Source organism: Allobosea sp. 2KB_26, from assembly GCF_052115715.1.
Taxonomy (GTDB): domain Bacteria; phylum Pseudomonadota; class Alphaproteobacteria; order Rhizobiales; family Beijerinckiaceae; genus Allobosea.
This window is the reverse complement of the sequence record NZ_JBFRHE010000001.1, coordinates 727,931-753,228: the sequence shown is the minus strand read 5'-3', so window position 1 is coordinate 753,228 and position 25,298 is coordinate 727,931. Positions and strand designations below refer to the sequence as shown.

The following is a 25,298-nucleotide window of genomic DNA, read 5'->3' as shown; positions in this document are numbered from 1 at the left end:
GCACTAGAGCATCGGCCCGAAACGTGGATTGCGGATTTCGGAAAAGCCGATGCAGACGGAGAAGCTTCGACTATCGAGCTGGACACAATATCCGGGCCGATGATCTAAGCGAGTGCCTGAAAGCGCTCCAGGAAGCGCGCTTGCGCGACTTCGGTCGATAGTGGCTTCAGCCAGTCCGTGACCTCGCGCGGTAGCGGCTTCGGCCGGCCGAAGAAGATCAAAGCTTCCTCCCGATCGAAATCGGCGAGTTCGGTCGCCTCGAGGAAGGCCGAGATCTTGTCGGCGTCCTTGGTTTTCCGCGCCAGGATGGCGGGCGTCGTCGCCGGCAGGCCGAAGCGCAGATGGATCGCGGCAAGCAGCCGGAGCTCGACGCTCTTGTAGGCGTCGCCCATCACCACCTTGAACGGCGAGATCATGTCGCCGATGACATATTCCGGAGCGTCGTGAAGCAGCGCCATCAGTCGCCAGGGCTTTGACCAGCCCGGATTGAGATGGCTCGCGATCGCCTCGACCAGCAGGCAGTGCTGCGCCACCGAGAAGGAATGCTCGCCGCGCGTCTGGCCGTTCCAGCGGGCGACGCGGGCAAGGCCATGCGCGATATCCTCGATTTCGATATCGAGCGGGGAGGGGTCGAGCAGATCGAGCCTCCGGCCTGACAGCATGCGCTGCCAGGCGCGCGGCGGAAGCGGCGCCTTGGCCATGCTCAGGCCGGAACGCGGGTTTCGCGGGCGAGCACGGCGCATTCCTCGTAGCGGAAGCAGCCGGTCAGATGGTCGTTGACCAGTCCGCAGGCCTGCATGAAGGCGTAGACGATGGTCGGGCCGCAGAAGGTGAAGCCGGCGGCCTTAAGCTCCTTGGAGATCGCCTTGGAGACCGCCGTCTCGGTCGGCACCTCCTCATGGGTACGAAAGGCGTTCTGGAGGACGCGGCCGTCGAGATGGCGCCAGAGGAATTCCGAGAAATCGCGCCGTTCGCTGATTTCGAGATAGGCGCGAGCGCTCTTGATCGTGCCCTCGATCTTGCCGCGATGGCGGATGATGCCGGCATCGCCGAGCAGCCGCTGGACATCGGTCTCGGTGAAGCGGGCAATCGCCTCCGGCTCGAAACCGGCGAAGGCCGAGCGAAAGCTGTCGCGCTTGCGCAGAATGGTGATCCAGGCGAGGCCGGCCTGAAAGCCGTCGAGGATCAGCTTCTCGAACAAGGCGCGCGAATCATATTCCGGCACGCCCCATTCGGTGTCGTGATAAGCGAGATAGAGCGGATCGGTCCCCGGCCAGATGCAGCGGAACTTGCCGTCCGGGCCTTCGACTGCTGCGCGTCCGCTCATGCTGCTGCTCCAAAGCCGGGCTCGCCGGGGAAGGGGAAGCGGATAAAGTCCGGCTTCGCCAGGGTAAAGGCCACGCCGCCGCCTTCGAGTCTTTCACCCGCAGCCATGGCGTCAGCGACACGGTCGAGCCGCAGCATGGCGAGGCCGCGCCCCTTGGCGCAGGAGCCGATCCGGCCGAGCGTCTTGCTGCCGGCGGTCGCCTCGACGCCCATCTCGGGAACCAATCCCTCGGTGAACACCACCGGCACGATGCGGGTCCGTGCCGTGCCGCGATGCTGCATGCGCGAGACGACCTCCTGGCCGATATAGCAGCCCTTCTTGAAGGAGACGCCACCGAGCTGGTCGAGCAGCGCCTCGTGCGGAAAGGTGTCGCCATAGACGAAATCCCGGCCGCCATCGGGAATGCCGAGCGCGATGCGCCTGGCGTGGTAGGCATCGGGTTCGGCGCTCACGAGCGTGTCGACGTCGTTGCGGTCAGTGATCGCGCGCTCGCCGAGCGCTGGCAGGCGGGGGTCGGCGTAGACGAGGCCGGCATCGTCGGGGAGCGAGAAGCCGCCGCTCGATGCGACCACGGTGGCCACCTCGGTGAGATCGTCGAGCGCGACCTTGGCGCGCAACTTGTAGAGCTTCAGCCGTTTCATCAGATCGGGAACCTGCAGGAGCGGCACGTCGAGGAGAAAGCCTCCGCGTTCTTCCTCCGGCACCGCGACCACGAAGAAATCGCTGATGATCTTGCCTTGCGGTGTCAGGAGCGCGCCATAACCGGCACGGTCCGGCGTCACCGCGTCCATCTCGTTGGTGACGATGTTCTGCAGGAAGTCGCGTGCGTCCTCGCCGCTGACGCGAATGACGCCGCGATCGACCAATCGGGTTGCAGGCATGGTGAAGCTCGTTTCTGATCGCTGCCAAGGGCTGGACGCGGGTCCGTTCGATAGGTAGGCCGCTTCAGCCTCATCCTCAACCAGCAGGACGCCTCCGATGCCGCAGAGCTATGATGTCATTCTGAAGGGCGGCACCGTCGTGAATCACGACGGTCGCGTCCAGCGCGATCTCGGAATTTCTGGCGGCAAGATCGTGGCGCTCGGCGATCTGTCGCAAGCTTCCGCAGGCGAGACCGTCGATTGCCGGGGCCTGCATATCCTGCCCGGCGTCATCGACAGCCAGGTGCATTTCCGCGAGCCGGGGCTCGACCACAAGGAGGATCTCGAGACCGGGTCGCGCGCTGCGGTGCTCGGCGGCGTCACGACCGTCTTCGAGATGCCGAACACGATCCCGCAGACCACCGACGAGGCTTCGCTGGCCGACAAGGTCAGGCGCGGCCGGCACCGGATGCATTGCGACTTCGCCTTCTGGGTCGGTGGCACGCATGAGAACATTGCCGATGTGCCGGAGCTGGAGCGCCTGCCGGGCGCGGCCGGCATCAAGGTCTTCATGGGCTCCTCCACCGGCTCGCTGCTGGTCGAGGACGACAAGGGCGTCGCTGAGATCCTGAAGCGCACGCGCCGGCGCGCGGCCTTCCATTCCGAAGACGAGATGATGCTGCGCGAGCGCATGGGCCTGCGCGTCGACGGTGATCCGTCGAGCCATCCGATCTGGCGCTCGCCCGAAGTCGCGCTGACCTGCACCAAGCGACTGGTGCGGATTGCACGCGAGACCGGCGCGCGCGTTCACATCCTGCATATCTCGACCGGCGAGGAGATGGTCTTCCTCAGGGATCACAAGGACGTCGCGACCGTCGAGGTCTTGCCGAACCATCTGACGCTGGTCGCGCCGGACTGCTATGAGCGGCTTGGCACCTATGCCCAGATGAATCCGCCGATCCGCGACGACAGCCATCGCCGGACGATCTGGTGGGGGCTGGAGCAGGGCATCGTCGACGTGCTCGGCTCCGACCATGCGCCGCATACGCATGAGGAGAAGCATCATGCCTATCCTGCGAGCCATTCCGGCATGCCGGGTGTGCAGACGCTGGTCCCGATCATGCTCGACCACGTCAATGCTGGGCGGCTTTCGCTGGAACGCTTCGTCGATCTGACCAGCCATGGCCCGCAGCGGATCTTCGGGCTCGAGGGCAAGGGACGGATCGCGGCGGGCTATGATGCCGACCTGACCATTGTCGACCTGAAGCGCCGCGAGACCATCACCAATGACTGGATCGCCTCGCGCTGCGGCTGGACGCCCTATGACGGCGTCACCGTGACCGGCTGGCCGGTCGGCACCTATGTGCGCGGCCGGAAGGTGATGTGGGAGCGCGAGGTGGTGACGCCGTCACAGGGCGAACCGGCGCGCTTCCTGGAGGCGCTGCCGCGCGGCTGATTTATTTCGCGCGATCCTGTCGATCGTGCGCTGCCCCGTTCGACGTATTGGCAGGGAGCAGGGGAGGCCGCAGGTCATTGCGGCTTCCGCGGAGTTCCTGACAATCGCGCGGGGGTACGGCTCCCGCCCAACGGGAGATCCGGAAATGAGAAACGTCGTTGCCGCCACATTCCTGTCCCTCGACGGCGTGATGCAGGCGCCAGGCGGCCCGGAGGAGGATACCGCAGGGGGCTTCAGCCATGGCGGTTGGACCTTCCACTACTGGGACGAGCCGATGGGCGAGGTCATGGAGAAGGCCTTCGCCGAGGAATTCGACCTGCTGCTCGGCCGCAGGACCTATGACATTTTCGCGGCGCACTGGCCGCATGCCGGCGACGATCCGGTTGCCACGAAGTTCAACGCCTGCACCAAATATGTCGCGACCTCTACGCCCAAGACGCTGAACTGGCAGAATTCGGTCGCGCTGTGTGGCGAGATCGCCGCCGAGGTCGCGGCGCTGAAGCGCCAAGACGGTCCCAAGCTCCTGCTCCAGGGCAGCAGCGAGCTGATCCAGCTGCTGCTGGCGAAAGACCTGATCGACGAGTTCAACCTGATGATCTTCCCGGTGGTGCTCGGCGCAGGCAAGCGGCTGTTCGGCGAGGGCACCATGCCCAGAGCTTTCACACTGGTCGACAGCAGGGTTTCGAGCACCGGCGTCATCATGGCGACCTATCGTCGGGCCGGAGCGGTCACGACCGGTTCCTTCGCACCTGAGACGCCGAGCGAGGACGAGATCGCCCGCCGCGAGAAAAATCTCAGCGCTGTCTGAAAAAAGTTTCGGCGCGTTGTCGATTTCGGAACACGCCGTTCGACGTGAAGACAGAGAGTGGGAATTCTCCCCTCTCCGGACCAAAATCAGAATCCACCTACCCCACCAGGAGAAGATCGATGCGTTTCATGGTCATCATCAAGGCAACCCAGGATTCCGAGGCCGGCATCATGCCGAGCGAGGAACTGCTGACCGCCATGGGCGCCTATAACGAGGAACTGGTAAAGGCCGGCATCATGCTCGCCGGTGACGGACTGCATCCCAGCTCCAAGGGCGCACGCGTCCGTTTTTCAGGCCCCAAGCGTGACGTCGTCGACGGACCTTTTGCGGAGACCAAGGAACTGATCGCCGGTTTCTGGATCTGGCAGTGCAAGTCGATGGAAGAGGCGGTCGAATGGGTCAAGCGCTGCCCGAACCCGATGCAGGGCGACTCCGAGATCGAGATCCGCCGGATCTTCGAGGCCGAGGATTTCGGAGAGGCCTTCACGCCGGAGCTGCGCAAGCAGGAAGAGCGCATCCGCGCCGAGGCCGCGAAAAAATCCGGCTGACCTGTCGATTTCGCGACGCGTCGATCGACGTGTCCATAGGAGCGGCGGGGCATGAGGCCCCGACCGGCTCCGGGCCACGGACACCAGGAGCAAATCCATGCGTTACATGATCATCGTCAAGGCTACGTCCGCTTCCGAGGCCGGCGTCATGCCGGACGCGGAGGTCTTCTCCCAGATGGCCGACTATCACGAGCAGCTCGTCAAGGCCGACGTGCTGGTTGATGCCGGCGGTCTCCAGCCGAGCGACAAGGGCTGGCGCATCGCATGGAGGGGCGGACGGAAGTCGGTCGTCGACGGCCCCTTCGCCGAGGCCAAGGAACTGATCGCCGGCTACACCATCATCAACGTTGCATCGAGGGAAGAGGCACTGGAATGGGCGAGTCGTTTCCCCAATCCCTTGATGAGCGATAGCGAAATCGAGATCCGCCAGATGTTCGAGCTCGATGATTTCGAGCAGGGCGAGGCCATACAGCGCTTTCGCGACATGGGCGTCGGCGGCGCCTGAAATCACGGCAGACCGGCAGGATGTCCGCCGGCATTGCACCCGCGGACGGGACGCCGGCCATCCGCCTCCACAACGAACTGAAGGGAACCTGTCATGCGCTATATGGTCATGGTCAAGGCGACCGCTGACAGCGAAGCCGGCGCGATGCCGACCCGGGAGCTGATGGAAGCGATGATGGCCTATAACGAGGAGCTGGTGAAAGCCGGCATCATGAAGGGAGGCGATGGCCTCCAGCCGAGCTCAAGGGGCGCGCGCGTGCAGTTCGACGGCGCCAAACGGTCTGTCGTCGATGGGCCCTTCGCCGAGACCAAGGAGCTCGTCGCCGGCTATTGGCTCTGGGAATGCAAGTCGCTCGACGAGGCGATCGCATGGGTCAAGCGTTGCCCCAATCCGATGCCGGGCCCGTCCGAGATCGAGATCCGCCCCATCGGCGATCTGGCCGATTTCGGCGAGGTGGTGACGCCCGAGACCGAGGCCACGTGGCAGCGTCTCAAGAGTGAGATCGGAGACAGGGGCTGATGCGCTCTCCTGTGGGCGGCGCCTGAGCCGCTTGCCAACAAATGCCACTGATGGTGTGTATCGCGCGTCATGTCGGCGAGCGATGCACTCCGCACCATTGAAACTGTCTGGCGAATCGAAGCTCCCAAGCTGATCGCCGGGCTGACGCGCATCACGCGTGATGTCGGGCGCGCCGAGGAATTGGCGCAGGACGCGCTGGTCGCCGCCCTGAAGCAGTGGCCGGAGGAGGGCGTGCCGCGCAACCCGGGCGCCTGGCTGATGCAGGCCGGCAAGCACCGCGCCGTCGACGGCCTTCGCCGCGACAAGCTTCTCGCCCGCAAGCATCAGGAGCTTGGCCATGAGCTCGAAACCGAGACGATGCCCGATCTTGACGCAGCGCTCGATGACGATGTCGGCGACGATCTGCTGAGGCTCGTCTTCACGGCCTGCCATCCGGTGCTCTCGACGGAGGCGCGGCTTGCACTGACGCTGCGGCTGCTCGGCGGGCTCACCACGGAGGAGATTGCGCGGGCTTTCCTGGTGCCTGAGCCCACCATGGCCCAGCGGATCGTGCGGGCGAAGAAGGCGCTTGCCGACGCCAAGATGCCCTTCGAGGTGCCCCATGGCGCGGAGTTGGCCGAGAGGCTCGAATCGGTGCTCGAGGTCGTCTACCTGATCTTCAACGAGGGGTATGCGGCAACAGCCGGCGAAGACTGGATCCGGCCGGCGCTTTGCGAGGAGGCCCTCAGGCTCGGGCGCATCCTGGCAGAACTCGCGCCGCTGGAGCCCGAGGTCCATGGACTCGTGGCGTTGATGGAGATCCAGGCGTCGCGGCTCAGGGCCAGGGTCGGCCCGAGCGGCGAGCCGATCCTGCTGCTCGATCAGAACCGCGCCCGCTGGGACCATCTTCTGATCGGCCGGGGTCTTGCGGCGATCGAGCGGGCCCGGGCGACCGGCGGCGCGATCGGTCCCTATCTGCTCCAGGCGGAGCTTGCCGCGTGCCATGCGCGGGCGCGCACCACGGAAGAGACGGATTGGGTCCGCATTGCTGTGCTCTACGGCGCGCTGGCTGCGATCAACCCCTCGCCGATCGTCGAACTCAACCGGGCGGTGGCAATCAGCATGGCCGAGGGGCCGGCAGCCGGGCTCGCTGCGGTCGAAAGGCTGATCTTAGAACCTTCGCTGAAAAACTACCATCTGCTGCCAAGCGTACGCGCGGATCTGCTGGGGAAGCTCGATCGGCATGGCGAGGCGCAGGCCGAGTTCGAGCGCGCGGCAGCGATGACGAGGAATGTGCAGGAGCGAACATTGTTGCTCGCTCGTGCGGAGAACGCGCGCCGGGCCGCTAGCGGCGCCTAGGTAGGGCCAAAGCATCGGACCGGACGGTGGAATCCACTTGTCGGAGAAATCCGATGCTGCGCAAAGAGTTGGGTCGTCACATCGCGTCCGGTCGGACGCACGGCGATCTAGTGCCGGGTGCCCATGGTAAAGGCGCCGCAACGCACCTTTTCCGCCAGGGTGTCCGCGAAAACAGCTGTGGCTTCTTCGCCATAGGTCTCGACCAGCGTGCGAAAGGCCGCGAAGAGGGCTGCGTGAGCCAGCGCATCGCTGTCGAGCCCGTCCTGCTGCGCCTCGTTGAAGGCGTCCTCGACATAGCCATAGGCGACGCGGCGTGCATCTCCCGGCTCGTCGGTGAGCATGGGATCGAGATGCAGATCGTCAGGACGGATGGACATGAAGGCACGGACTCTGCGGCTGGTCACAAAGGACCGGCGCGTACCCGAGAATCGGGCCTGCACCGGGGCGATCGACTGCCTCAGATTCATACGCATCAGGGAAGGCGGGCGCTACCACGGTGTTTAAGAAAGGTTAATTTGACCGCGAGAGTTTTGAGAAAGACACAGTTTCGTCCCGATGTGACCTATCCGCCATAGCGGCCGGCGAGCGACCGCGCCAGGCGGTCGCCCTCGGCGGCAAGGCGCCGCGCGGCCTCCTGGCTGCCGGCGGAACAGCTCCGATGTGTCGCGGAATAGGCCCGGAAACCGCCGTTATAGGCACTCATCAGCCGTTCCCGCCGCTGGGGCGTGCGGCCTTCGGCCTCGATCAGCGCGGTCATGCGCTCGCGCCAGACATCGGCTTCCTTGCCGCCGCACAAGGTCCGCAAATAGGCGAGCGAGCCCATGATCTCGGCCAGTTCAAGCAGTTGCGGCTCGTAGGGCGGGGGCGGCGCTTCCGGGGCGGGAGTGGCCTGGGCAGGCGGTTGCGGCGCCGATTGCTGCCGTTGGCCCTGTGCAACGGCGTGACCGATCGGCGCAATCGCCAATGTCCAGGCGAGAAGGACCGCGAAGCGAGCGCAGGTCACGGCCGATGTCCGCCGTTCTGCAGGATGGCATGGGCGTGCCGCAACACGTCACCGAGTTCGCGTGTCGTCGCCAAGCCTCCAAGCTTCAGCGGATCGGCCCACATCACGGCGCCTGCTTCGGGGCCGGGCTGCGGCTCGCCGGATATCCACTCGCCGACGAATGAGGCGATGACGAAATGATGCGTCACCGAGCCCGCGGCATCACGCCCGAAAATCTCGACATGCCGGTTGAAGCCGAGAATGGCGGCTTTGACCCCGACCTCCTCTTCGAGCTCGCGCAGTGCGGCCGCTTCAAGCGTCTCGCCTGCTTCGACCTTGCCGCCGGGGAGCGACCAGAGCCGGTCGGCCGGCGGTTTGGTGCGGGTTGCGAGCAGCACCTTGCCGTCGCGGAAAACCGCAACGGAAGCGGCGAGAGTCGGGCGCGCCGCCTTGGCCTGCGTCGGAAAACGGATGACCTGGCCGCCTTGGCTCTTCACACGTGCTGCCCGCCGTTGATGTGCAACTCGGCGCCTGTGACATAGGACGAGGCGTCGGTGCAAAGGAAATGGATCGCCTTCGCGACTTCCTCCGTCTTGCCGAGCCGGCCGAGAGGCAGCGTCGCGACGATCTTCTCGGTGCCGGGCGAGAGGATGGCCGTGTCGATCTCGCCAGGAGAAATCGAGTTCACCCGGATGCCGAGCGGGCCGAAATCGGCGGCCATCTCCCGCGTCAGGCTGGCGAGCGCCGCCTTCGAGGTGGCGTAGGCCGCACCGGCAAAGGGGTGGACGCGGGAGCCGGCGATCGAGGTGACGTTGACGATCGTACCCCTGGCGGCGGTTAGCTCGTCGAGCAGGCCGCGCGCCAGCATGATCGGCGCGAAGAAGTTGACCTGGAAGACCTGGTGCCAGTCATTGAAGGAGGTCGTCGCGGCGCCGAGGCGCATGCCCTTGGGCCCCTTCGGGGAAATGCCGGCATTGTTGACCAGCGCATTGAGCTTGCCGCCCTCGGCCGCCAGCCGCTTCTTGATCTCGGCGATGCCGCGCATCGTGTCCTCGGGGTCGCCGAGATCAATCTGGACATGATCATCGGCGCCTGAGGGCCAGGGGCATTTATCGGAGAAGGCCTGGCGCGAGCAGGACAGGATGCGCCAGCCCGCCATGGCGAACTGCATCACGGTCGCGTGGCCGATCCCGCGGCTCGCCCCGGTCAGCAGCATGACCGGGCGCTTGCCTGCCTCGGTCTTGGGGAAGTCGAATTTCGGCATGGCCATGCGGTCAGATCCTCAGGGGTAAAGGCGGGTTCGCGTCCACGGCTCGGCCGCCGAGGCTCGGCGGAAGACCACACGGTCGTGCAGACGGAAGGCGCCGTCGCGCCAGAACTCGATATAGACCGGGTCGATGCGGAATCCAGTCCAGTGCGGCGGGCGTGGAATCGTGCCGAGACCGAATTTCGCGGCATAGCTCGCCACGGCCTTCTCCAGCGCGAAGCGGCTTTCCAGCGGACGCGACTGCTGGGAGGCCCAGGCTCCGATGCGGCTGTCGCGCGGGCGCGACTGGAAATACGCATCGGCCTCGGCATCGCTGACGACCGACACGGGGCCACGAATACGGACCTGCCGGCGCAGGCTCTTCCAGTGGAACAAGGCGGCCGCCTTGCCCTGGCCGAGCAGTTCCTCACCCTTCTGGCTTTGGGTGTTGGTGTAGAAGACGAAGCCGTCGCGGTCGTGCCCCTTCAGCAGGACCATGCGGACATTGGGCAGGCCCTCGGCGTCGACCGTCGAGAGCGCCATGCCGTTCGGGTCGTTCGGCTCGGAGCGCGCGGCCTCCTCCAGCCAGCTCGCGAACAGGGCGAAGGGTTCATCGACTTCGGTGAAGTCACCCGGCGTTAACCGTTCCACGTGTCTAATCCTCGGCAAGTTCTGGTTAAGCGTCGGGCGAGCGCAATCTGTGATTTGGTGTTGGACTGCGAGTTTATATAGGCCAGCCCGGGCGGCGAACCAAAGCCTCGATCGGCGCGCTGCGCCTATGCGTCCGGCTGCTGTTGCCAGCGTGCTGCTGCTCGCCGTCGCCAGCGCCGGCTGCTCGGTCTCGTTTCCGATCCTGGGCCTGTCGAGCAAGTCCGAAGACGAGGTGGCAATGACAACCACCTCGACCCTGCCGGCGCGGGGCACGACGAAACCGAGCGTCCTCGGTTCCCTCTCCGCCGAACTCGGCCCAGAGGATCTGCGCCGCGCCGATGGCGCGATGGCGCTGGCCCTTGACCCGCAGGGTAATGGTGCAGCGGTTAACTGGGATAATCCGCAGAGCGGCATGAAGGGATCGTTCACGCCGGTTGGCGGGCCGTTCCTGCGCTCGGACGAAATCTGTCGCGCCTTCATCGCCCATGTCCAGACGCAGACCAGCCCCGTCCGGCTTCAGGGCACGGCCTGCCGTCCCTCCGGCGGAGAATGGGCGGTCAAGGAAACGCAACCCTGGAAGGGGTTGAGCTAGCAGAGGCGGCCCGACCCGGCCCGCTGCCGAGCCGGGACGGAAAACGTTGCATTCCCGCCACAGTCTCCCCACATAGCGGGCGGAGCTGTTCCGGCGTGCCGTCTCGGGCGCGGGAAACGGCGTCTCGTCAAAGATTGGGGTTCATGCATGCGCGATCCGTATCAGGTCCTGGGCGTCGCCCGTGGCGCCAGCGAAGCTGAAATCAAGAAAGCCTATCGCCGTCGTGCCAAGGACCTGCATCCCGACCGCAATCAGGATGATCCCAAGGCGCAGGACCGCTTCTCGGAGCTCAACAGCGCCTATGAGATCTTGGGTGACGAAACCAAGCGCAAGCAGTTCGACCGCGGCGAGATTGACGCCGACGGCAAGCCGAAATTCCAGGGCTTCGAGGGCATGGGGGCCGGCCGCGGCGGGCGTGCCGGCGGGTTCGAGTTCAATTTCGGCCAGGGCGGCGCGCCCTCCGGGCGTGGCGGTGCCGAGCAGGGCTTCGACCCCGCCGATATATTCGGTTCGCTTTTCGGTGATGCCGCCCGTCGTGGCGCCGGCCGGGCTCGACATGAGCCCCAGAAACCGCCGGAGCAGAGCTTTTCGCTGAGCGTCTCGCTTGCCGAGGCCGCCACGGGCGCCACCCGCCGGGTGAAGCTGCCGCATGGGCGAGAGGTCGAGGTCACGATTCCCGAAGGTGTTGCGGACGGCAAGGTCATGCGGCTGCGCGGCCTTGGCCAGACCGATCCCTTCTCGGGTGAGGCTGGCGATCTGCTGATGACCATCAAGGTCAAGCCCGATCCGCGCTTCACGATCGAGGGCCATGATCTGCATACCCGTGTGGCGGTTCCGCTGGCGACGGCGGTACTTGGCGGTCCGTTGCATGTGCCGACCCTCACGGGTGCCGTGGAGATGAAGATTCCGCCGCTGACCGGTACGACGAAGCAGTTTCGCCTGCGCGGCAAAGGGCTGAAAGGCGAGAAGGGCCATCACGGCAATCTCTTCGTCGCAATCGACATCGAGATGCCGGAGAAGGATCCCGAACTGACGGCGCTGATGAAGGCGCGGAGCGAGTAAGCGCGCAACTGAGCCTTTCGTTGACGCGCTGGCTCGGCTAAGAGACCTTCCGCTTCGTCCAGTTCGCAGGTCCCAGATGCCCGAATCCAGCGCTGCTTCCTCCACCGCCAATGTCCTGAAGGGCAAGCGGGGCCTCATCATGGGCGTCGCGAACAATCGTTCGATCGCCTGGGGCATTGCCAAGGCAGCGGCTGATGCTGGTGCGGAACTGGCTTTCACCTATCAGGGCGATGCGCTGAAGAAGCGTGTGGAGCCGCTGGCGAAAGAGCTCGGCGGACACGTTGTCGGCCATTGCGACGTCACCGACTCGGCGACGATCGACGCTGTCTTCGCCGAGGTCGAGAAGCTCTGGGGCCAGCTCGATTTCGTCGTTCACTGCATCGCCTTCTCCGACAAGGACGAGCTGACCGGCCGCTATGTCGAGACGACGGAAGCGAATTTCACCAAGTCGCTCCTGATCTCCTGCTATTCCTTCACCGCGGTCACGCAGCGCGCCGAGAAGCTGATGACCAATGGCGGCTCGATGCTGACGCTGACCTATTACGGCGCCGAGAAATGGATGCCGCATTACAACGTCATGGGCGTGGCGAAGGCGGCGCTGGAGTCGAGCGTGCAGTATCTCGCTGCCGATCTCGGTCCCTCGAAGATCCGCGTCAACGCGATCTCGGCCGGGCCGATCAAGACGCTCGCCGCCTCGGGCATCGGCGATTTCCGCTATATCCTGCGCTGGAACGAGTACAACTCACCGCTTCGTCGCACCGTGACCATCGAGGAAGTCGGCGAGACCGCAGTCTTCCTGGTCTCCGACATGTCGCGCGGCATCACCGGCGAGATCATGCATGTCGATGCCGGTTACCATGTCGTCGGCATGAAGGTGCCGTCTGCACCCGACATCACGCTCGACAAGGGCGAGTGATCCGGGGCGAGTGACCCCGGGGCGCGCCGGCCTCAGCCGGCGCTGGCGTTCCGCAGGCGCGCCGTATCCGTATCGTCGCGTCTGACTTCCTCGCTCGCGAGAGCGTCGCGCAGCTCGGACGCACTCCTGCCGCCAATGACGAGCGCCGGTGCGATTTCTGCGAGCGGCGCCAGGACAAAGGCGCGCTCAGCGATGCGCGGGTGCGGAACCTGAAGACCCGGCTCGTCGATGACGGCCTCGCCATAGGTCAGAAGATCGATATCGAGCGTGCGCGGCCCCCAGCGCTCCTTGCGCTCGCGGCCCTGCTCTCGTTCGATCCTCAGACAGAAGGCTAGCAGGTCGACCGCCGCGAGATCGGTTGCGATCATCACGGCCATGTTTTTGAATTCGGGCTGGTCGAGCTTGCCCCAGGGCGCCGTGCGATAGACCGACGAAATCCGCAGCACGGTCACGGCAGGATGGCGCGCCAGGGCTTCGATCGCCGCGGCGAAGGCAATGACCGGATCGCCGAGATTGCCGCCGAAGCAGAGAGTGGCCTCAGTCTTCACGCCGGAAGTCCAGACGGATGCCGACGGCTGCCAGCGTTGCTGGAATCGGCGGCGCGGGCTTACGCAACGTGATCCAGACACGGCTGACCGGCGGGAACTCGGCCAGAATCGCCTGGGCCACGGCGCGCGCTGCCGCTTCGAGCAGATTGTAGCGGCGGGTGGTGAAGGTCTGTTTCACCACGGCGACGACCTTGCCGTAATCGACCGTATCCGCGAGGTCGTCGCTGATGGCCGAGGCGTGGATATTGGTCGCCAGCGCAATATCGAGGGTGAAGCGCTGGCCGAGCCGTTCCTCTTCGGAGAAGCAGCCGTGATAGGCATAGATATCGAGCTTCTCGATCAGGATGCTGCCTGTCTCGCTCATGGCGCGTCTCCGATGGCGGTCCAGACCTTGAAGGCGTCGGCATGTGGACGAATGTCATGCGCGCGGATGATCGAGGCGCCCTGCGAGACGCTGTAGAGATGGGCTGCAAGCGTGCCGGCCAATCGCTCGGCCGGGACCTTCTGGCCGGTGATCAGGCCGATGGTCGATTTGCGTGAGGCGCCGAGCAGGATGGCGCAGCCAAGCTGTTCGAGCTGGCGGAGATCGCGGATCATCGCGAGGTTCTGCGCAGGCGTCTTGCCGAAGCCGATTCCCGGGTCGACCACGATCTGCTCGCGCGGCACGCCGGCTGCCAAGGCGATGGCGATGGAGCGTTCGAGGAAGCGTAAGACCTCGTCCAGGATGTCCAGCGCGGGATCGATGCTGTCGCGGTTGTGCATCAGGATCATCGGGGCGCCGAAGCGGGCCGCGACATCGGCGATCGCCGGCTCGCGCTGGCAGCCCCAGACGTCATTGACGATCGCTGCGCCGGCGCCGAGCGCCGCTTCGGCGACCTCGGCCTTGTAGCTGTCGATCGAGATCGGGATGCGTGTCCGGGTCGCGAGTCGCGAGATCACCGGGATGACACGGGCGCGCTCGGTCTCGGCATCGACTTCAGCGTGCCCCGGCCGGGTCGACTCGCCGCCGATATCGACGATGTCGGCGCCTTCCGCGATCAGGGTCTCGGCATGAGCGATCGCCTCGTCGGCGCTCTTCAGCATGCCGCCATCCGAGAAGGAATCGGGAGTGACATTGACGACGCCCATGAGCAGAGGCGTCGTGCCGAGGGCAAGCCTGCGACCGTCTGGCAAAGTGAGAGCCGGGGACATGGATCCATCCGAAGCGGAGAGCCGCCTATACACAGCGCACTCGCGCTCTGCCATCAGAAAGCGATGACAGGTTGCCATGGCGAATACGCATGCCCCTGTGCCCCTCTGACGCTTTGACCTGCGGGCGCGGAGCGTGCATGAGCCGGAGCATGCTGCCGCTCACGATCTCTCACCGCCTCTTCCTCGTCCGTCACGGCGAAACCGACTGGAACCGGGAGGGCCGTCTCCAGGGTTCGAAGGACATCCCGCTGAACGAACTCGGGCGCGAGCAGGCGGCTGAGGCCGCCGGCCGCCTGCGCAAGCTGGTGCAGGGCTATGACGGGCTCGATTTCGTGGCTTCTCCCATGGAGCGTGCGCGCGAGACCATGGAAATCCTCCGCTATCGGCTGGGGTTGCCGCCCAAGGGCTACCGTATCGATGAGCGCCTGCGCGAACTGACCTTCGGCACCTGGGAAGGGTTCACCTGGCGCGAGGTCCGCAAATCCGAGCGCGAGTTGGCGCTGGCACGCGAACGCGACAAATGGGGCTTCGTTCCCCCCGAAGGCGAGAGTTACCGGATGCTGGCCGAGCGGATCAGGCCGGTGCTGGAAGGGCTGACGGGCGAGACTGTGATGGTGAGCCATGGCGGTGTGGCGCGCGCCGTGCTCGCCCTCGTCGGCGCGGTCGCGCCGGGGGAAGCCGCCATGGTCGATATCTGGCAGGGCAAGATCCTGATGGTCTCGGACGGACGCGTCTCCTGGGTCTAGCGCGAGGTTCAGTCGCAGACATTCATCGCGGGTTCAGGGGTGCTCTTTAAGGAGTGTTGTGCTAGCAGGGATGCGCGCAACAGCGACACGCTCGGCCGGGGGGAGGCAGCCGGAAGCCGGATCGAAGGATGCGGATTCCGGAGCAGTTTTGAAGGTGCGGTTCGCCGCAGGGTCGCCTTGGGGTGAGTGCCGCCAGGGCTGCTCTGGCCGATCCGCAGCGGGGCACCATGAACGACATCAGCATCCTGTCGGCGGACGAGACCGCCCGGAGCGCCACCCCGCTCGCAATGATCGCGGGCGAGAAGCGGCCTGACCTGATCCGCGATGAGGTTCTGGGCGAGATTTTCGCTGCGACAGTGGCCGCGCGCGGCGCGCACCCGGCTCTGACGGATGCCGAGCGCCGGCTGAGCTATGACGAGGTCTGGGCCGCGGCGCGCAGCCAGGCGCGCGGCCTTGTCCTGTCGGGCGTCGGCCCCGGCAGCATGGTCGGCCTGTGGATGCCGCGCGGCATCGACCTCCTTGTCGCGCAGATCGCGATCACGCTCAGCGGCGCGGCCTGGGTGCCGTTCGATGCCGAGGCACCTGTCGATCGCATCGCGACCTGCCTGAACGATGCCGAGGCCAAGGGGCTCGTGACCTGCGCCGCCTGGCAGGGCAAGGCGGCCGCGATCGGGCGTCCGGTCTGGTCGCCCGCCGATCTCGTGGCGCGTGACGACGGCGCTCTCCTGCCGGCGCGTGCGGCCGGGCTGAGCAAGGATCATCCCGCCTATCTGATCTATACCTCCGGCTCGACGGGTACGCCGAAGGCGATCGTCATCAGCCATCACAACATCTGCCACTTCCTGCGCTCCGGAAACGCCTTCTACGGGATGGGCCCCGACGACATCGTCTTCCAGGGCGCGTCGGTCGCCTTCGACCTGTCGATGGAGGAAATCTGGACACCCTATCTCGTCGGCGCGACGCTGTTCGTCGCTTCGCCCGAGATGATAGGCGATGCCGAGAAGCTGCCGGAAATCCTGAACGGCGCCGGCGTCACCGTGATCGATACCGTGCCGACGCTGCTCGGTATTCTGCCTTCCGACGTGCCTTCGCTGCGGCTCATCCTGCTCGGCGGCGAGGCGCTGCCGCCCTCGATCGTGCAGAAATGGGCGAAGCCCGAAAGACGCATCCTCAACACCTATGGGCCCACCGAGGCGACGGTGGTGGCGACCGCGACCGAGGTGAAGCCGGGCGAGGTGGTGACCATCGGCCGGCCGATCGCCAATTATACCGCCTATGTCGTCAGCGAAGAGCTGCAATTGCTGCCGCCTGGCCAGCAGGGCGAACTTCTGATCGGCGGTCCGGGCGTCGCCCGGGGCTATCATGGCCGTCCCGAACTGACGGCGGAAAAATTCATTGCCAATCCGTTTGGCGGGATCGACGACCCCATTCTCTACCGATCCGGCGATGCGGTCAGTCTCGATGCGGCTGGCAACATCGTCTTTCATGGCCGTATCGACGACCAGATCAAGATCCGCGGCTTTCGGGTCGAACTCGGCGAGATCGAATCGAAGCTCGCAGACGAGCCGGGCGTGAACCAGGCGGCGGTCGTGCTGCGCGAGGATGACGGCATAGAACGGCTCGTCGCCTTCGTGGTCAGCGAGCCCGGCGTTGCGGTTGACGCCGGTGTGTTGCGCGCGGCGCTGAGGGAACAGCTCCCGCCCTATATGGTCCCCGCCCATTTCGAGGCCGTCGGCTCCCTGCCGCGCATGGTTTCGGGCAAGGTCGATCGCAAGATGCTCAGGGCCGCGCCGCTGACGGCGCCGGCCGCAGCCGGCGAGCAGGAGCCACCGCGGAACGAGACGGAAGCCGCTCTGCTCGAGGCGGCCAAGCGCGTGCTCGGTGCCTCGAGCCTGCCACTCGATGCCGATTTTTTCGTTGATCTCGGCGGTCATTCGCTGCTGGCCGCGCGCTTCATTTCAATCGTGCGCGAAACGCCTGCCTATGCCGGCATCACGCTGCAGGACGTCTATGGCGCGCGAACGCTGCGCGGCATGGCGGCGGTGCTCGATGGGCGCGGGATCGCGGAGGCGGAGGATCTCTCCTTCACTCCGCCTTCCTTCCGGCGCCGCTTCCTGTGCGGGCTGGCGCAAGCCGCCGTGCTGCCGATCATCATCAGCCTGGCGACGGCGCAGTGGCTCGGCATCTTCGTCACCTATCTGCTGATCTCCGGCGAGGACCTGTCGCTGCCGGCGCAGGTCTTTACCCTGCTCGGCGTCTATGTCGCGATCACCATCGTCACCGGCCTGATCTCGATCGTCCTGAAATGGATCGTGCTCGGCCGGACCAAGCCCGGCGTTTATCCGCTCTGGGGCGTCTATTATTTCCGCTGGTGGTTCGCTGCGCGCGTCGCGGGGCTCGTCCATATCAAATGGCTGCAGGGCACGCCGGTGATGCGCTTCTACTGGCGCCTGCTTGGCGCCAAGGTCGGTCGCGACGTCATCATCTCGGATTACGAGGCGGGTGCGCTCGATCTCATCGAGATCGGCGACTACACGACCTTCGGCTCGAAGACCACCTTCGCCAATGGCGAAGCCGTTGGCGACAAGCTGATCCTGGGGCGCATCAAGATCGGCCGGGACGTGAATGCCGGCGCCTCCGTGGTCTTCGGCCATGGCAGTGTCACCGGCGACCATGCGGAGATTGGCGATCTGACGGCGATTCCGGCTGGCGGGAAAGTCGGCGAGGCCGAGATCTGGGACGGTACACCCGGCCGGAAGATCGGCATGGTCGATCTCGACTCGCTGCCTCCGCAGGCCGAGGCGAGTACGCGTCGCCGCTTCGCGATGACGGTCTTCTACGTCCTCATGCTGATCGTGCTGCCGCCGATCAGCCTGCTGCCGATCTTCCCGGCCTTCTGGCTGTTCGACAGGATCGACGACCAGTTCGCGGCATGGTCGGAGATCAGCTATCTCTGGTACCTGCCGATCCTGACCTGGCCGACGGCCATGGGTCTCATCGCCTTCACGGTGCTGTTGATGGCCGGCCTGCGCTGGGCGATCCTGCCGCGCGTGACCACGGGCTCGTGGTCGATCCATTCCGGCTTCTATGCCCGCAAATGGACGGTGGCCCTGGCGACCGAGGTGACACTGGAGACGCTCTCCTCGCTGTTCGCCACGATCTATATGCGCTTCTGGTATCGGCTGATGGGCGCCAGCATTGGCAAAGGGGCGGAGATCTCGACCAATCTGTCTGGTCGCTACGACCTGACGGCGATCGGGGCCGGCAACTTCATCGCCGACGAGGTCGTCTTCGGCGACGAGGACATGCGCCGCGGCTATATGCGTCTCGACATGACGAAGACCGGCGATCAGGTCTTCGTCGGCAATGACGCCGTCGTGGCGCCGGGCGCCGTGATCCCGGACAGGGTGCTGATCGGCATTAAGTCTAAGCCACCTGCCAATGAGAAGATGCAGCCGGGGGATACCTGGTTCGGCTCGCCCCCGATCCGCCTGCCAACGCGCCAGAAGGTCGATCTCGGTGCGGACTGGACCTACAAGCCCTCGCTCGGGAAAAGGCTGGCGCGGGCCGGTTTCGAGGCGCTACACACCTCCTTCCCGGCGATGCTGTTCATCACGTTCGGCACCATCGCGGTCGACCTCGTGCTGCAGCAGAAGATCTTCGATCGCGACTGGGTCGGGCTCGCGCTCAGCTTCATGGGCGTGTCCATCCTGATCGCGGTCACGCAGGCGCTGATCTGCGCCGCGATGAAATGGCTGCTGATGGGCGTCTACAAGCCGGTGATGAAGCCGATGTGGTCATTCTGGGCGATGCGCACCGAGGCAGTCTCCGTGCTGTATTGGGGGCTGGGCGGCAAGGTGCTCTTCGACTACCTGCGTGGCACGCCTTTCCTGCCCTGGTTCCTGATGCTGTTCGGCGCGAAATACGGCAAGGGCGTCTGGCTCGACTCGACCGACATCACCGAGTTCGACTGCATCAAGGTCGGCGACTACTGCACGGTCAACGCGCATTCGGCCCTGCAGACCCACCTCTATGAGGACAGAGTCATGAAGGTCGGCCGCGTGCATCTCGGCAAGGGCGTCTGCGTTGGCGCGGCGGCGACGGTGCTTTACGACACCCATGTCGGCGACTACGCGCAGATCGGCCTGCTGACCGTGATCATGAAGGGCGAGAACCTGCCCGCGAATACGCGCTGGGAAGGTGCGCCGGCGGTGCCGGCCAAGGCGGCGGCGCACTAAGGCTGGTCGGCGGTTCTACCCGTCGAGGCGGTCCCCGGCCGAAGAGCGGGCCGGAGGTCGCGGAGCGCCGACGCAGCCATTGTCGAGCGGCAGTGCGATCTCGTCGGGTTGCAATGCGCGGACCGCGCCTTTCGGCAGGTCGCCCAGCGGCAAGTCCCCGATGCCGACACGGATCAGGCGCAGCACCCGCGCGCCGGCTGCTTCGACGATGCGCCGGATCTGTCGGTTGCGGCCCTCGTCGATCACCATTTCGATCCAGGCGTTCCTTTGGCCATGGCGTAGCAGCGTCGCCGCCTTGGTCGAGAGCGCCTCATCACCGTCGACGGCGCCGGCGCGCAGCCGCGCCAGCATGGCGGTGTCGGGCACCATGTCGATCTGGACATGGTAGGTTTTCTCGACGCCGGAGGCCGGGTCCAGGATGCGCTGCGCCCAACGCGTGTCGTTGCTCATGAGCAGCAACCCTTCACTCGCTTTGTCGAGCCGGCCGACCGGGGCGACGAATGGCAGTTCCAGGCCGTCCAGGCAGGAATAGACCGTGGCGCGGCCCTCGGGGTCGGTCCGGGTCGTGAGCGCGCCGCGGGGCTTGTTGACCATCAGATAGACACGGCGTTCGGCCGAGACCGTTTCGCCATCGACGCTGATGCGGGCACGCGCGAGATCGAGGCGCAGGCTTGGGTTCAGGGCAAGGCGCCCATCGACACGGACGCGCCTGTCGAGAACCAGGCCTTCGGCTTGGGTGCGCGAGCAATAGCCGAGCTTGGAAAGGGCGCGCGCGAGGCTGACGGATCCCGGCATGTCGGGGCCGGATTGTCGCGACATGGTCTGAGAATTCCGAATGCGAAAGACCGGTCGCCGGCTCCCGGGCCGACATGTCGAGGCGCGGGGCGGGCTACCGTGGACAAGCGGGCTTGCGGTGCGAACCGCCTGCGCGAACCCGTCCGGGATAGGTTGCTGTGCCAGGTCCGAGACGGCACGCCGTGGCAGGCGTCGTGGCCGACCTGAGGCCACTCTCCCCGAACCCGCTCCTCTTGGGATGGCTCGGGGCTAGGCGCCCGCGATGATGGCACTCCCGGGGCGCCAGGAGCGCGGCTGGGTGACAGGCCTGCGTCTCATCGGGCCTAGAAGCCGCCGGATCGGGCGGCTGTCAAGACTTGCGTTGCAGCGCAGTATTGCCGGGGATGCGGAGCGCGGGACGAGGCGCGGCAGGCTTTTGGGGCGTGGTTTCCGCGCTGCGGGGTTTCGCGCGGGCGCGATCCGGCTTATGAGCCCGGAGCGAAACCCGTCAGGATGCCATGTCCCACAACACCTTCGGCCATCTCTTCCGCGTCACCACCTTTGGGGAAAGCCACGGGCCGGCGATTGGCTGCGTCGTCGATGGCTGCCCGCCCCTGATCCCGCTCAGCGAGGCCGAAATCCAGCTCGAGCTCGATCGCCGCCGGCCCGGTCAGTCCCGCTTTACCACGCAGCGCCAGGAGCCTGATCAGGTCCGCATCGTCTCCGGCGTCTTTCCCGATGAGGCGAGCGGCCAGCAGGTGACGACCGGAACCTCGATCGGGCTGATGATCGACAATGTCGACCAGCGTTCCAAGGACTACTCGGACATCAAGGACAAGTACCGGCCGGGCCACGCCGACTTCACCTATGACGTGAAATACGGCATTCGCGACTATCGCGGCGGCGGGCGTTCCTCGGCGCGCGAGACGGCCATGCGGGTCGCTGCCGGCGCGATCGCGCGCAAGGTTGTGCCAGGCATGACCGTGCGCGGCGCGCTGGTGCAGATGGGGCCGCACAAGATCGACCGGAACAACTGGGACTGGAACGAGGTCGGCAATAATCCGTTCTTCTGCCCGGATGCCAAGGCGGCAGCGTTCTTCGCCGAGTATCTCGATGGCATCCGCAAGTCCGGGTCCTCGATCGGTGCGGTGCTGGAGATCGTGGCCGAGGGCGTTCCCGCCGGACTCGGCGCGCCGATCTACGGCAAGCTCGATGCCGAGCTGGCCTCGGCGCTGATGAGCATCAACGCCGTCAAGGGCGTCGAGATCGGTGTGGGGTTCGCTGCGGCCGAACTCTCGGGCGAAGAGAATGCCGACGAGATGCGGGCCGGCAATGACGGCAAGCCGCTCTTCCTTTCCAACCATGCCGGCGGCATCCTGGGCGGCATCTCGACCGGGCAGCCGATTGTCGCCCGTTTCGCGGTGAAGCCGACATCCTCGATCCTCGCCACGCGCGCGACCGTGACGCGGACCGGAGGGGAAGCGGATATGTTCACCAAGGGGCGTCATGACCCCTGTGTCGGCATCCGGGCCGTGCCGGTCGGGGAGGCGATGGTCGCCTGCGTGCTGGCGGACCAGTTCCTGCGGCATCGCGCCCAGGTCGGCGTGGTGGAGCCGCGCTGGCCCTTTGCTCGTTAGTATTCAGTATTACTGAAATTTCTTCCCTGCTTCATTGCAAGTGAAGTGGGGGCGTATTAGCTTGCCATCATGAAGCTCGAAACTTGGCTCCGGCAAAATGGCATGGCTCGCAGCGCCTTCGCGCGGCAGGTCGGCCTGTCGCCGGCCAGCGTGACGGCGCTCTGCAACGACCAGAGCGCCTGGATCTCGCGCGAAAGTGCCGAGCGCATCGCCGCCGCCACGAACGGTGCCGTCACCCCCAATGATTTTCTGGGCCTGCAAGGGCCGCGGGAGGCTGTCATGCAGCAGAACGTCACTCAGGCCATCGAAGCCTTCGCCCGCGGCGAGATCGTTATCGTCACCGATGACGATGACCGCGAGAACGAGGGCGATCTGATCATCGCGGCCTCGCTCTGCACGCCGGAGAAGATGGCCTTCATTATCCGCAATACCTGCGGCATCGTCTGCGCACCGCTGACGGCCGACGAGGCGCGGCGGCTCCGGCTCGACCCGATGGTTTCGTCCAATGATGCGCCGCTCGGCACTGCCTTCACGGTGACGGTCGACGTCAAGCACGGGCTGACCACCGGCATTTCGGCCGAGCAGCGCAACAATACCGTGCGGGCGCTCGCCAATGGCAATATGGGCGCCACGGATTTCGTGCGGCCGGGCCACGTGTTTCCGTTGATCGCCAAGGATGGCGGCGTTCTGATGCGCTCCGGCCATACCGAAGCGGCGGTGGATCTCTGCAAACTCGCCAATCTGCCGCCGGTCGGCGTGATCTGCGAACTCGCCAATGATGATGGCACCGTGATGAAGGGCGCGCAGATCACGGCCTTCGCCAAGACGCATGGGCTGCAGCAGATCACGGTCGCCGAACTGATCGCCTATCGCCAGGCGCGCGAAAAGCTCGTCGAGCGCGTGCATTCCTTCCCGGTCAAGACCGAATTCGGCGAGATGACCGGCCATGTCTATGTCACGCCCTTCGAGGACACGCAGCATTTTGCCTTCGTGATGGGCAAGGTCGGCGACGGCGAGAAGGTCCCGGCGCGGCTGCACCGGGCGAACGTCGTGGCGGACGTGCTCGGCGGCGCGAAGTCGATCCAGTGCGCGCTCCGGCGCTTCCAGCAGGATGGTCGCGGCGTGCTGATCTATCTGCGCGACGGCTCCGCGGGGGTGCCGATCAAGAGCGTCGAGGACGGCTCGGACGCCCAGCGCTCGCAGCAATGGCGTGAGGTCGGACTCGGCGCCCAGATCCTGCGTGATCTCGGGGTTGCCTCGATCGTCAATCTCGCGTCCTCGCCACGCTCCTTCGTGGGCCTGAGCGGCTTCGGTATAGAGATCGCTGAGACGCAGCCGCTGGAGTGAGCGACTGAGTCGTCGTTGGGAGGCGAACGCGGCAATCCAGGTCCGCCTGCCTCGGTCTCTGGATTGCGTCGGCGCTGTGCTCCTCGCCAGGCCGGCTAGCCTCGCATCAGTGCCAGGACATGGCTTGCGGTCGATTTCGACAGGGCTTCGAGATCGTAGCCCCCTTCCAGGATCGAGACGAGGCGGCCCTCGGCGCGGCGATCCGCGATCGCCATCAGCTTCTGGGTCGCCCAGGCGAAATCGCTCTCGACCAGATTGATGTTGGCGAGCGGGTCGCGCCAATGCGCGTCGAAGCCGGCCGAGATGATCACGAGGTCGGGCTGAAAGGCGTCGACACGCGGCAGCACCGCAGTCTCGAACGCATCCCGGAAGGCGTCGGAGCCATCGCCGGCGCGCAGCGCGGCATTGACGATCGTGCCGTGCTCGCCGCGTTCCGAGGGAGCGCCCGTGCCGGGATAGAGCGGCATCTCATGGGTCGAGGCGTAAAGCACGCTCGGGTCGTTCCAGAAGATCTCCTGCGTGCCATTGCCGTGATGCACGTCCCAGTCGATGATCGCGACGCGTTCTGCGCCGTGCGCCTTCTGGGCGTGGCGCGCTGCGATGGCAGCCTGGTTGAAAAAGCAGAAACCCATCGCCTTGACGCTTTCGGCGTGGTGGCCGGGAGGGCGCGTGGCGCAGAAGGCATTTCTCGCCTTGCCCTGCATCACCTCGTCTACGGCATGGGCGGCTGCGCCGACGCCGCGCAGCGCAGCCTCCAGCGAGCCGGGCGACATCGTCGTGTCGGCTTCGATCTCGACGAGGCCCGTTGCCGGTGAGGCGGCGATCAGTGCCTCCGAGAAGTGGCGCGGGTGGCAGAGCGTGACGAGGTCGAGATCGGCACGCGGAGCCTCGACCCGGGCGAGATGGGCGAAGCGTTCATCTTCGAGCGCCTGCTCGACGACGCGGATGCGGTCGGGGCGCTCGGGATGGCCGGGCGGAGTCAGGTGCTGGAGGCTCGCCGGGTGCGTAATCAGAAGCGTCGTCACTGGTTCTCACCCTCATCGCGGGGCTTGTCGCCGCGCGTCATGTTGCACTGCCGTTGCGCGATTACCACGGTCGCGGTCGAAGTCGTCGAATCCTGCATCACGGCTGGAACTTCATTGCGCCATGTCAGTTTGCCGCATAGAGCAGCGGCGTAGCTCGACGTCGCCCCAACCCCCGGGGCGGGAATAGAATATTAATTTTTCATTCATCATAAATGGCGTGTTCGCGGCGTCGCTGGTGGTAGGCATGAAACAGACCGTAATCGTTGCCCTGGCGCTGTCGACCCTTCTCGGTGCGTGCCAATACAAGAGCGTGAATGCTCCCGCACTGTCCGAGCGCGATGCAGAATACATCGCGCTGGTACCGAAATTCGAGCACCAGATCACGCAGTTGCCCTACGAGATCACGGACCCGACCGGTCTGCCGCCCGGCAGCATCAAGGTCGATACGGTCGAGAAGTTTCTCTACTTCGTGCTGCCGAACAAGAAGGCGATTCGCTACGCCGTCGCGACCGGCGACGAGGCCTTCGGCTGGACGGGTGAAGCCACGATGCAGCGCAAGGCCGAGTGGCCGCGCTGGACCCCACCGGCCGAGATGATCAAGCGCTGGCCGCATCTGGCTCCGCGCGCCGGCGGTATGGAGGGCGGCCCGGACAACCCGCTCGGCGCGCGCGCGCTGTACCTCTACCAGAACGGCAAGGACACGCTTTACCGCATCCATGGCACGAACGAGCCCGAGACCATTGGCCGCTCGGCGTCTTCCGGCTGCATCCGGATGCGCAATATCGACGTGATCGACCTCTATAATCGGGTGACGATCGGGACCAAGGTGGTGGTGGTCTGACGGCCACCGCCTGTCGGCGCCAGGGCGTCGCCTGGCCATTTTCCTGACAAACGAGCTGGATGGAGCAGAGCAAGGTGCTCGGGCCATTAGAGCGTGCGGCGGCCGTCGCTAGATCGCCGTGCGTCCGTTCGGGCGCAGGAG

At 65.7% G+C, this 25,298-nt stretch carries 27 protein-coding genes; 14 read left to right on the top strand and 13 right to left on the bottom strand.

Translation table 11 applies throughout. The features are described from left to right. Positions 1-104: 104 nt before the first annotated feature. Genes AB4099_RS03705 through ygfZ form a run of 3 tightly spaced genes read right to left on the bottom strand, consistent with a single transcriptional unit; the run spans position 105 to position 2,208 of the window. Positions 105-701 (bottom strand): YfbR-like 5'-deoxynucleotidase, encoded by a 597-nt coding sequence (locus AB4099_RS03705; RefSeq protein ID WP_113518542.1) that lies wholly within the window; start codon positions 699-701, stop codon positions 105-107. 2 nt (positions 702-703) lie between these two features. Further along, positions 704-1,327 carry a DNA-3-methyladenine glycosylase I gene (locus AB4099_RS03700; RefSeq protein WP_441477064.1) on the bottom strand — a complete coding sequence of 208 codons (624 nt, stop codon included), beginning with the start codon at positions 1,325-1,327 and terminating at the stop codon, positions 704-706. Continuing rightward, positions 1,324-2,208 carry a CAF17-like 4Fe-4S cluster assembly/insertion protein YgfZ gene (gene ygfZ, locus AB4099_RS03695; protein WP_441477063.1) on the bottom strand — a complete coding sequence of 295 codons (885 nt, stop codon included), beginning with the start codon at positions 2,206-2,208 and terminating at the stop codon, positions 1,324-1,326. The genes AB4099_RS03700 and ygfZ overlap by 4 nt, the downstream gene beginning before the upstream one ends. A gap of 97 nt (positions 2,209-2,305) precedes the next feature. Between ygfZ and AB4099_RS03690 the strand changes: the two genes are divergently transcribed. The 6 genes from AB4099_RS03690 (at position 2,306) to AB4099_RS03665 (ending at position 7,361) form a co-directional block, all read left to right on the top strand. Next, positions 2,306-3,643 (top strand): dihydroorotase, encoded by a 1,338-nt coding sequence (locus AB4099_RS03690; RefSeq protein WP_441477062.1) that lies wholly within the window; start codon positions 2,306-2,308, stop codon positions 3,641-3,643. Between the two features lie 145 nt (positions 3,644-3,788). After that, positions 3,789-4,451 (top strand): dihydrofolate reductase family protein, encoded by a 663-nt coding sequence (locus tag AB4099_RS03685; RefSeq protein WP_441477061.1) that lies wholly within the window; start codon positions 3,789-3,791, stop codon positions 4,449-4,451. A 119-nt stretch (positions 4,452-4,570) separates the two neighbouring features. Further along, positions 4,571-4,999: a YciI family protein gene (locus AB4099_RS03680; RefSeq protein WP_441477060.1), complete on the top strand. Its 429-nt coding sequence runs from the start codon at positions 4,571-4,573 to the stop codon at positions 4,997-4,999. 97 nt (positions 5,000-5,096) lie between these two features. Continuing rightward, the gene (locus AB4099_RS03675; protein WP_113518536.1) at positions 5,097-5,504 is read left to right on the top strand and encodes a YciI family protein; all 408 of its coding nucleotides are present in this window, start codon (positions 5,097-5,099) and stop codon (positions 5,502-5,504) included. Positions 5,505-5,597: 93 nt separating this feature from the next. Beyond that, complete coding sequence (locus tag AB4099_RS03670; RefSeq protein WP_113518535.1) at positions 5,598-6,023, top strand: YciI family protein; 426 nt, start codon at positions 5,598-5,600, stop codon at positions 6,021-6,023. A gap of 69 nt (positions 6,024-6,092) precedes the next feature. Further along, positions 6,093-7,361, top strand: coding sequence for an RNA polymerase sigma factor (locus AB4099_RS03665; RefSeq protein WP_441477059.1), 1,269 nt, complete (start codon positions 6,093-6,095; stop codon positions 7,359-7,361). A gap of 107 nt (positions 7,362-7,468) precedes the next feature. On the opposite strand, the gene AB4099_RS03660 is transcribed toward AB4099_RS03665, so the two are convergent. The 5 genes from AB4099_RS03660 to pdxH all read right to left on the bottom strand — a co-directional run bounded on the left by AB4099_RS03660 (position 7,469) and on the right by pdxH (position 10,240). Next, positions 7,469-7,738 (bottom strand): hypothetical protein, encoded by a 270-nt coding sequence (locus tag AB4099_RS03660; RefSeq protein WP_441477058.1) that lies wholly within the window; start codon positions 7,736-7,738, stop codon positions 7,469-7,471. A 185-nt stretch (positions 7,739-7,923) separates the two neighbouring features. Beyond that, positions 7,924-8,364, bottom strand: coding sequence for a TIGR02301 family protein (locus AB4099_RS03655; protein WP_441477057.1), 441 nt, complete (start codon positions 8,362-8,364; stop codon positions 7,924-7,926). Beyond that, positions 8,361-8,840, bottom strand: coding sequence for an NUDIX hydrolase (locus AB4099_RS03650; RefSeq protein WP_441477056.1), 480 nt, complete (start codon positions 8,838-8,840; stop codon positions 8,361-8,363). Before AB4099_RS03650 ends, AB4099_RS03655 begins: the two co-directional genes overlap by 4 nt. Beyond that, entirely contained in the window at positions 8,837-9,613 is a 777-nt protein-coding gene (locus AB4099_RS03645) for an SDR family NAD(P)-dependent oxidoreductase (protein WP_052514014.1), read from the bottom strand. Before AB4099_RS03645 ends, AB4099_RS03650 begins: the two co-directional genes overlap by 4 nt. A gap of 12 nt (positions 9,614-9,625) precedes the next feature. Then, the gene (pdxH, locus tag AB4099_RS03640) at positions 9,626-10,240 is read right to left on the bottom strand and encodes a pyridoxamine 5'-phosphate oxidase (protein WP_113517801.1); all 615 of its coding nucleotides are present in this window, start codon (positions 10,238-10,240) and stop codon (positions 9,626-9,628) included. A gap of 127 nt (positions 10,241-10,367) precedes the next feature. Here pdxH and AB4099_RS03635 point away from each other — a divergent pair, with 127 nt between their 5' ends. The 3 genes from AB4099_RS03635 (at position 10,368) to fabI (ending at position 12,810) form a co-directional block, all read left to right on the top strand. Next, on the top strand, positions 10,368-10,832 hold the full coding sequence (locus tag AB4099_RS03635) for an RT0821/Lpp0805 family surface protein (protein ID WP_113517800.1): 465 nt from the start codon (positions 10,368-10,370) through the stop codon (positions 10,830-10,832). Positions 10,833-10,979: 147 nt separating this feature from the next. Beyond that, positions 10,980-11,894 (top strand): DnaJ C-terminal domain-containing protein, encoded by a 915-nt coding sequence (locus AB4099_RS03630; protein ID WP_441477055.1) that lies wholly within the window; start codon positions 10,980-10,982, stop codon positions 11,892-11,894. Positions 11,895-11,970: 76 nt separating this feature from the next. Then, a complete protein-coding gene (fabI, locus tag AB4099_RS03625) occupies positions 11,971-12,810 on the top strand; it encodes an enoyl-ACP reductase FabI (RefSeq protein ID WP_441477054.1) in 840 nt (279 codons plus the stop codon). Positions 12,811-12,842: 32 nt separating this feature from the next. Here the strand turns inward: fabI and folK are convergent, their stop codons facing one another. From folK to folP, 3 genes are read right to left on the bottom strand one after another with little or no spacing between them, the layout of a single operon-like run. Next, a complete protein-coding gene (gene folK, locus AB4099_RS03620; RefSeq protein WP_113517797.1) occupies positions 12,843-13,358 on the bottom strand; it encodes a 2-amino-4-hydroxy-6-hydroxymethyldihydropteridine diphosphokinase in 516 nt (171 codons plus the stop codon). Next, complete coding sequence (folB, locus tag AB4099_RS03615) at positions 13,348-13,722, bottom strand: dihydroneopterin aldolase (protein WP_069879469.1); 375 nt, start codon at positions 13,720-13,722, stop codon at positions 13,348-13,350. The genes folK and folB overlap by 11 nt, the downstream gene beginning before the upstream one ends. Continuing rightward, on the bottom strand, positions 13,719-14,549 hold the full coding sequence (gene folP, locus AB4099_RS03610) for a dihydropteroate synthase (protein WP_441477053.1): 831 nt from the start codon (positions 14,547-14,549) through the stop codon (positions 13,719-13,721). Before folP ends, folB begins: the two co-directional genes overlap by 4 nt. 137 nt (positions 14,550-14,686) lie before the next feature. On the opposite strand from folP, the gene AB4099_RS03605 reads away from it, so the two are divergent. Beyond that, positions 14,687-15,295 (top strand): histidine phosphatase family protein, encoded by a 609-nt coding sequence (locus AB4099_RS03605; protein ID WP_441477052.1) that lies wholly within the window; start codon positions 14,687-14,689, stop codon positions 15,293-15,295. A gap of 227 nt (positions 15,296-15,522) precedes the next feature. Further along, on the top strand, positions 15,523-19,533 hold the full coding sequence (locus AB4099_RS03600; RefSeq protein WP_441477051.1) for a Pls/PosA family non-ribosomal peptide synthetase: 4,011 nt from the start codon (positions 15,523-15,525) through the stop codon (positions 19,531-19,533). A gap of 15 nt (positions 19,534-19,548) precedes the next feature. Here the strand turns inward: AB4099_RS03600 and AB4099_RS03595 are convergent, their stop codons facing one another. After that, positions 19,549-20,352 carry a pseudouridine synthase gene (locus AB4099_RS03595; RefSeq protein ID WP_441477050.1) on the bottom strand — a complete coding sequence of 268 codons (804 nt, stop codon included), beginning with the start codon at positions 20,350-20,352 and terminating at the stop codon, positions 19,549-19,551. A gap of 473 nt (positions 20,353-20,825) precedes the next feature. Between AB4099_RS03595 and aroC the strand changes: the two genes are divergently transcribed. Beyond that, positions 20,826-21,944: a chorismate synthase gene (gene aroC / locus AB4099_RS03590; protein WP_441477049.1), complete on the top strand. Its 1,119-nt coding sequence runs from the start codon at positions 20,826-20,828 to the stop codon at positions 21,942-21,944. Positions 21,945-22,013: 69 nt separating this feature from the next. Continuing rightward, positions 22,014-23,291, top strand: a complete 1,278-nt coding sequence (gene ribB, locus AB4099_RS03585; RefSeq protein WP_441477048.1) for a 3,4-dihydroxy-2-butanone-4-phosphate synthase — start codon at positions 22,014-22,016, stop codon at positions 23,289-23,291. Positions 23,292-23,386: 95 nt separating this feature from the next. Here the strand turns inward: ribB and AB4099_RS03580 are convergent, their stop codons facing one another. Next, positions 23,387-24,316, bottom strand: coding sequence for a histone deacetylase family protein (locus tag AB4099_RS03580; RefSeq protein WP_441477047.1), 930 nt, complete (start codon positions 24,314-24,316; stop codon positions 23,387-23,389). 244 nt (positions 24,317-24,560) lie between these two features. On the opposite strand from AB4099_RS03580, the gene AB4099_RS03575 reads away from it, so the two are divergent. Beyond that, positions 24,561-25,157 carry a L,D-transpeptidase gene (locus tag AB4099_RS03575; RefSeq protein WP_113517789.1) on the top strand — a complete coding sequence of 199 codons (597 nt, stop codon included), beginning with the start codon at positions 24,561-24,563 and terminating at the stop codon, positions 25,155-25,157. Positions 25,158-25,298: the final 141 nt, after the last annotated feature.

Excerpts from the sequence above, each read along its gene's own strand:
- AB4099_RS03700 (WP_441477064.1), bottom strand. The coding sequence starts at position 1,327 with ATGAGCGGACGCGCAGCAGTCGAAGGCCCGGACGGCAAGTTCCGCTGC.
- aroC (WP_441477049.1), top strand. The coding sequence starts at position 20,826 with ATGTCCCACAACACCTTCGGCCATCTCTTCCGCGTCACCACCTTTGGG.
- AB4099_RS03635 (WP_113517800.1), top strand. The coding sequence starts at position 10,368 with ATGCGTCCGGCTGCTGTTGCCAGCGTGCTGCTGCTCGCCGTCGCCAGC.
- AB4099_RS03595 (WP_441477050.1), bottom strand. The coding sequence starts at position 20,352 with ATGTCGCGACAATCCGGCCCCGACATGCCGGGATCCGTCAGCCTCGCG.
- folP (WP_441477053.1), bottom strand. The coding sequence starts at position 14,549 with ATGTCCCCGGCTCTCACTTTGCCAGACGGTCGCAGGCTTGCCCTCGGC.
- fabI (WP_441477054.1), top strand. The coding sequence starts at position 11,971 with ATGCCCGAATCCAGCGCTGCTTCCTCCACCGCCAATGTCCTGAAGGGC.
- ribB (WP_441477048.1), top strand. The coding sequence starts at position 22,014 with ATGAAGCTCGAAACTTGGCTCCGGCAAAATGGCATGGCTCGCAGCGCC.
- AB4099_RS03575 (WP_113517789.1), top strand. The coding sequence starts at position 24,561 with ATGAAACAGACCGTAATCGTTGCCCTGGCGCTGTCGACCCTTCTCGGT.
- AB4099_RS03645 (WP_052514014.1), bottom strand. The coding sequence starts at position 9,613 with ATGGCCATGCCGAAATTCGACTTCCCCAAGACCGAGGCAGGCAAGCGC.
- AB4099_RS03665 (WP_441477059.1), top strand. The coding sequence starts at position 6,093 with ATGTCGGCGAGCGATGCACTCCGCACCATTGAAACTGTCTGGCGAATC.
- AB4099_RS03605 (WP_441477052.1), top strand. The coding sequence starts at position 14,687 with ATGAGCCGGAGCATGCTGCCGCTCACGATCTCTCACCGCCTCTTCCTC.
- AB4099_RS03685 (WP_441477061.1), top strand. The coding sequence starts at position 3,789 with ATGAGAAACGTCGTTGCCGCCACATTCCTGTCCCTCGACGGCGTGATG.
- folB (WP_069879469.1), bottom strand. The coding sequence starts at position 13,722 with ATGAGCGAGACAGGCAGCATCCTGATCGAGAAGCTCGATATCTATGCC.
- AB4099_RS03670 (WP_113518535.1), top strand. The coding sequence starts at position 5,598 with ATGCGCTATATGGTCATGGTCAAGGCGACCGCTGACAGCGAAGCCGGC.
- AB4099_RS03675 (WP_113518536.1), top strand. The coding sequence starts at position 5,097 with ATGCGTTACATGATCATCGTCAAGGCTACGTCCGCTTCCGAGGCCGGC.
- AB4099_RS03680 (WP_441477060.1), top strand. The coding sequence starts at position 4,571 with ATGCGTTTCATGGTCATCATCAAGGCAACCCAGGATTCCGAGGCCGGC.
- AB4099_RS03690 (WP_441477062.1), top strand. The coding sequence starts at position 2,306 with ATGCCGCAGAGCTATGATGTCATTCTGAAGGGCGGCACCGTCGTGAAT.
- AB4099_RS03630 (WP_441477055.1), top strand. The coding sequence starts at position 10,980 with ATGCGCGATCCGTATCAGGTCCTGGGCGTCGCCCGTGGCGCCAGCGAA.
- AB4099_RS03660 (WP_441477058.1), bottom strand. The coding sequence starts at position 7,738 with ATGTCCATCCGTCCTGACGATCTGCATCTCGATCCCATGCTCACCGAC.
- AB4099_RS03705 (WP_113518542.1), bottom strand. The coding sequence starts at position 701 with ATGGCCAAGGCGCCGCTTCCGCCGCGCGCCTGGCAGCGCATGCTGTCA.
- AB4099_RS03600 (WP_441477051.1), top strand. The coding sequence starts at position 15,523 with ATGAACGACATCAGCATCCTGTCGGCGGACGAGACCGCCCGGAGCGCC.
- ygfZ (WP_441477063.1), bottom strand. The coding sequence starts at position 2,208 with ATGCCTGCAACCCGATTGGTCGATCGCGGCGTCATTCGCGTCAGCGGC.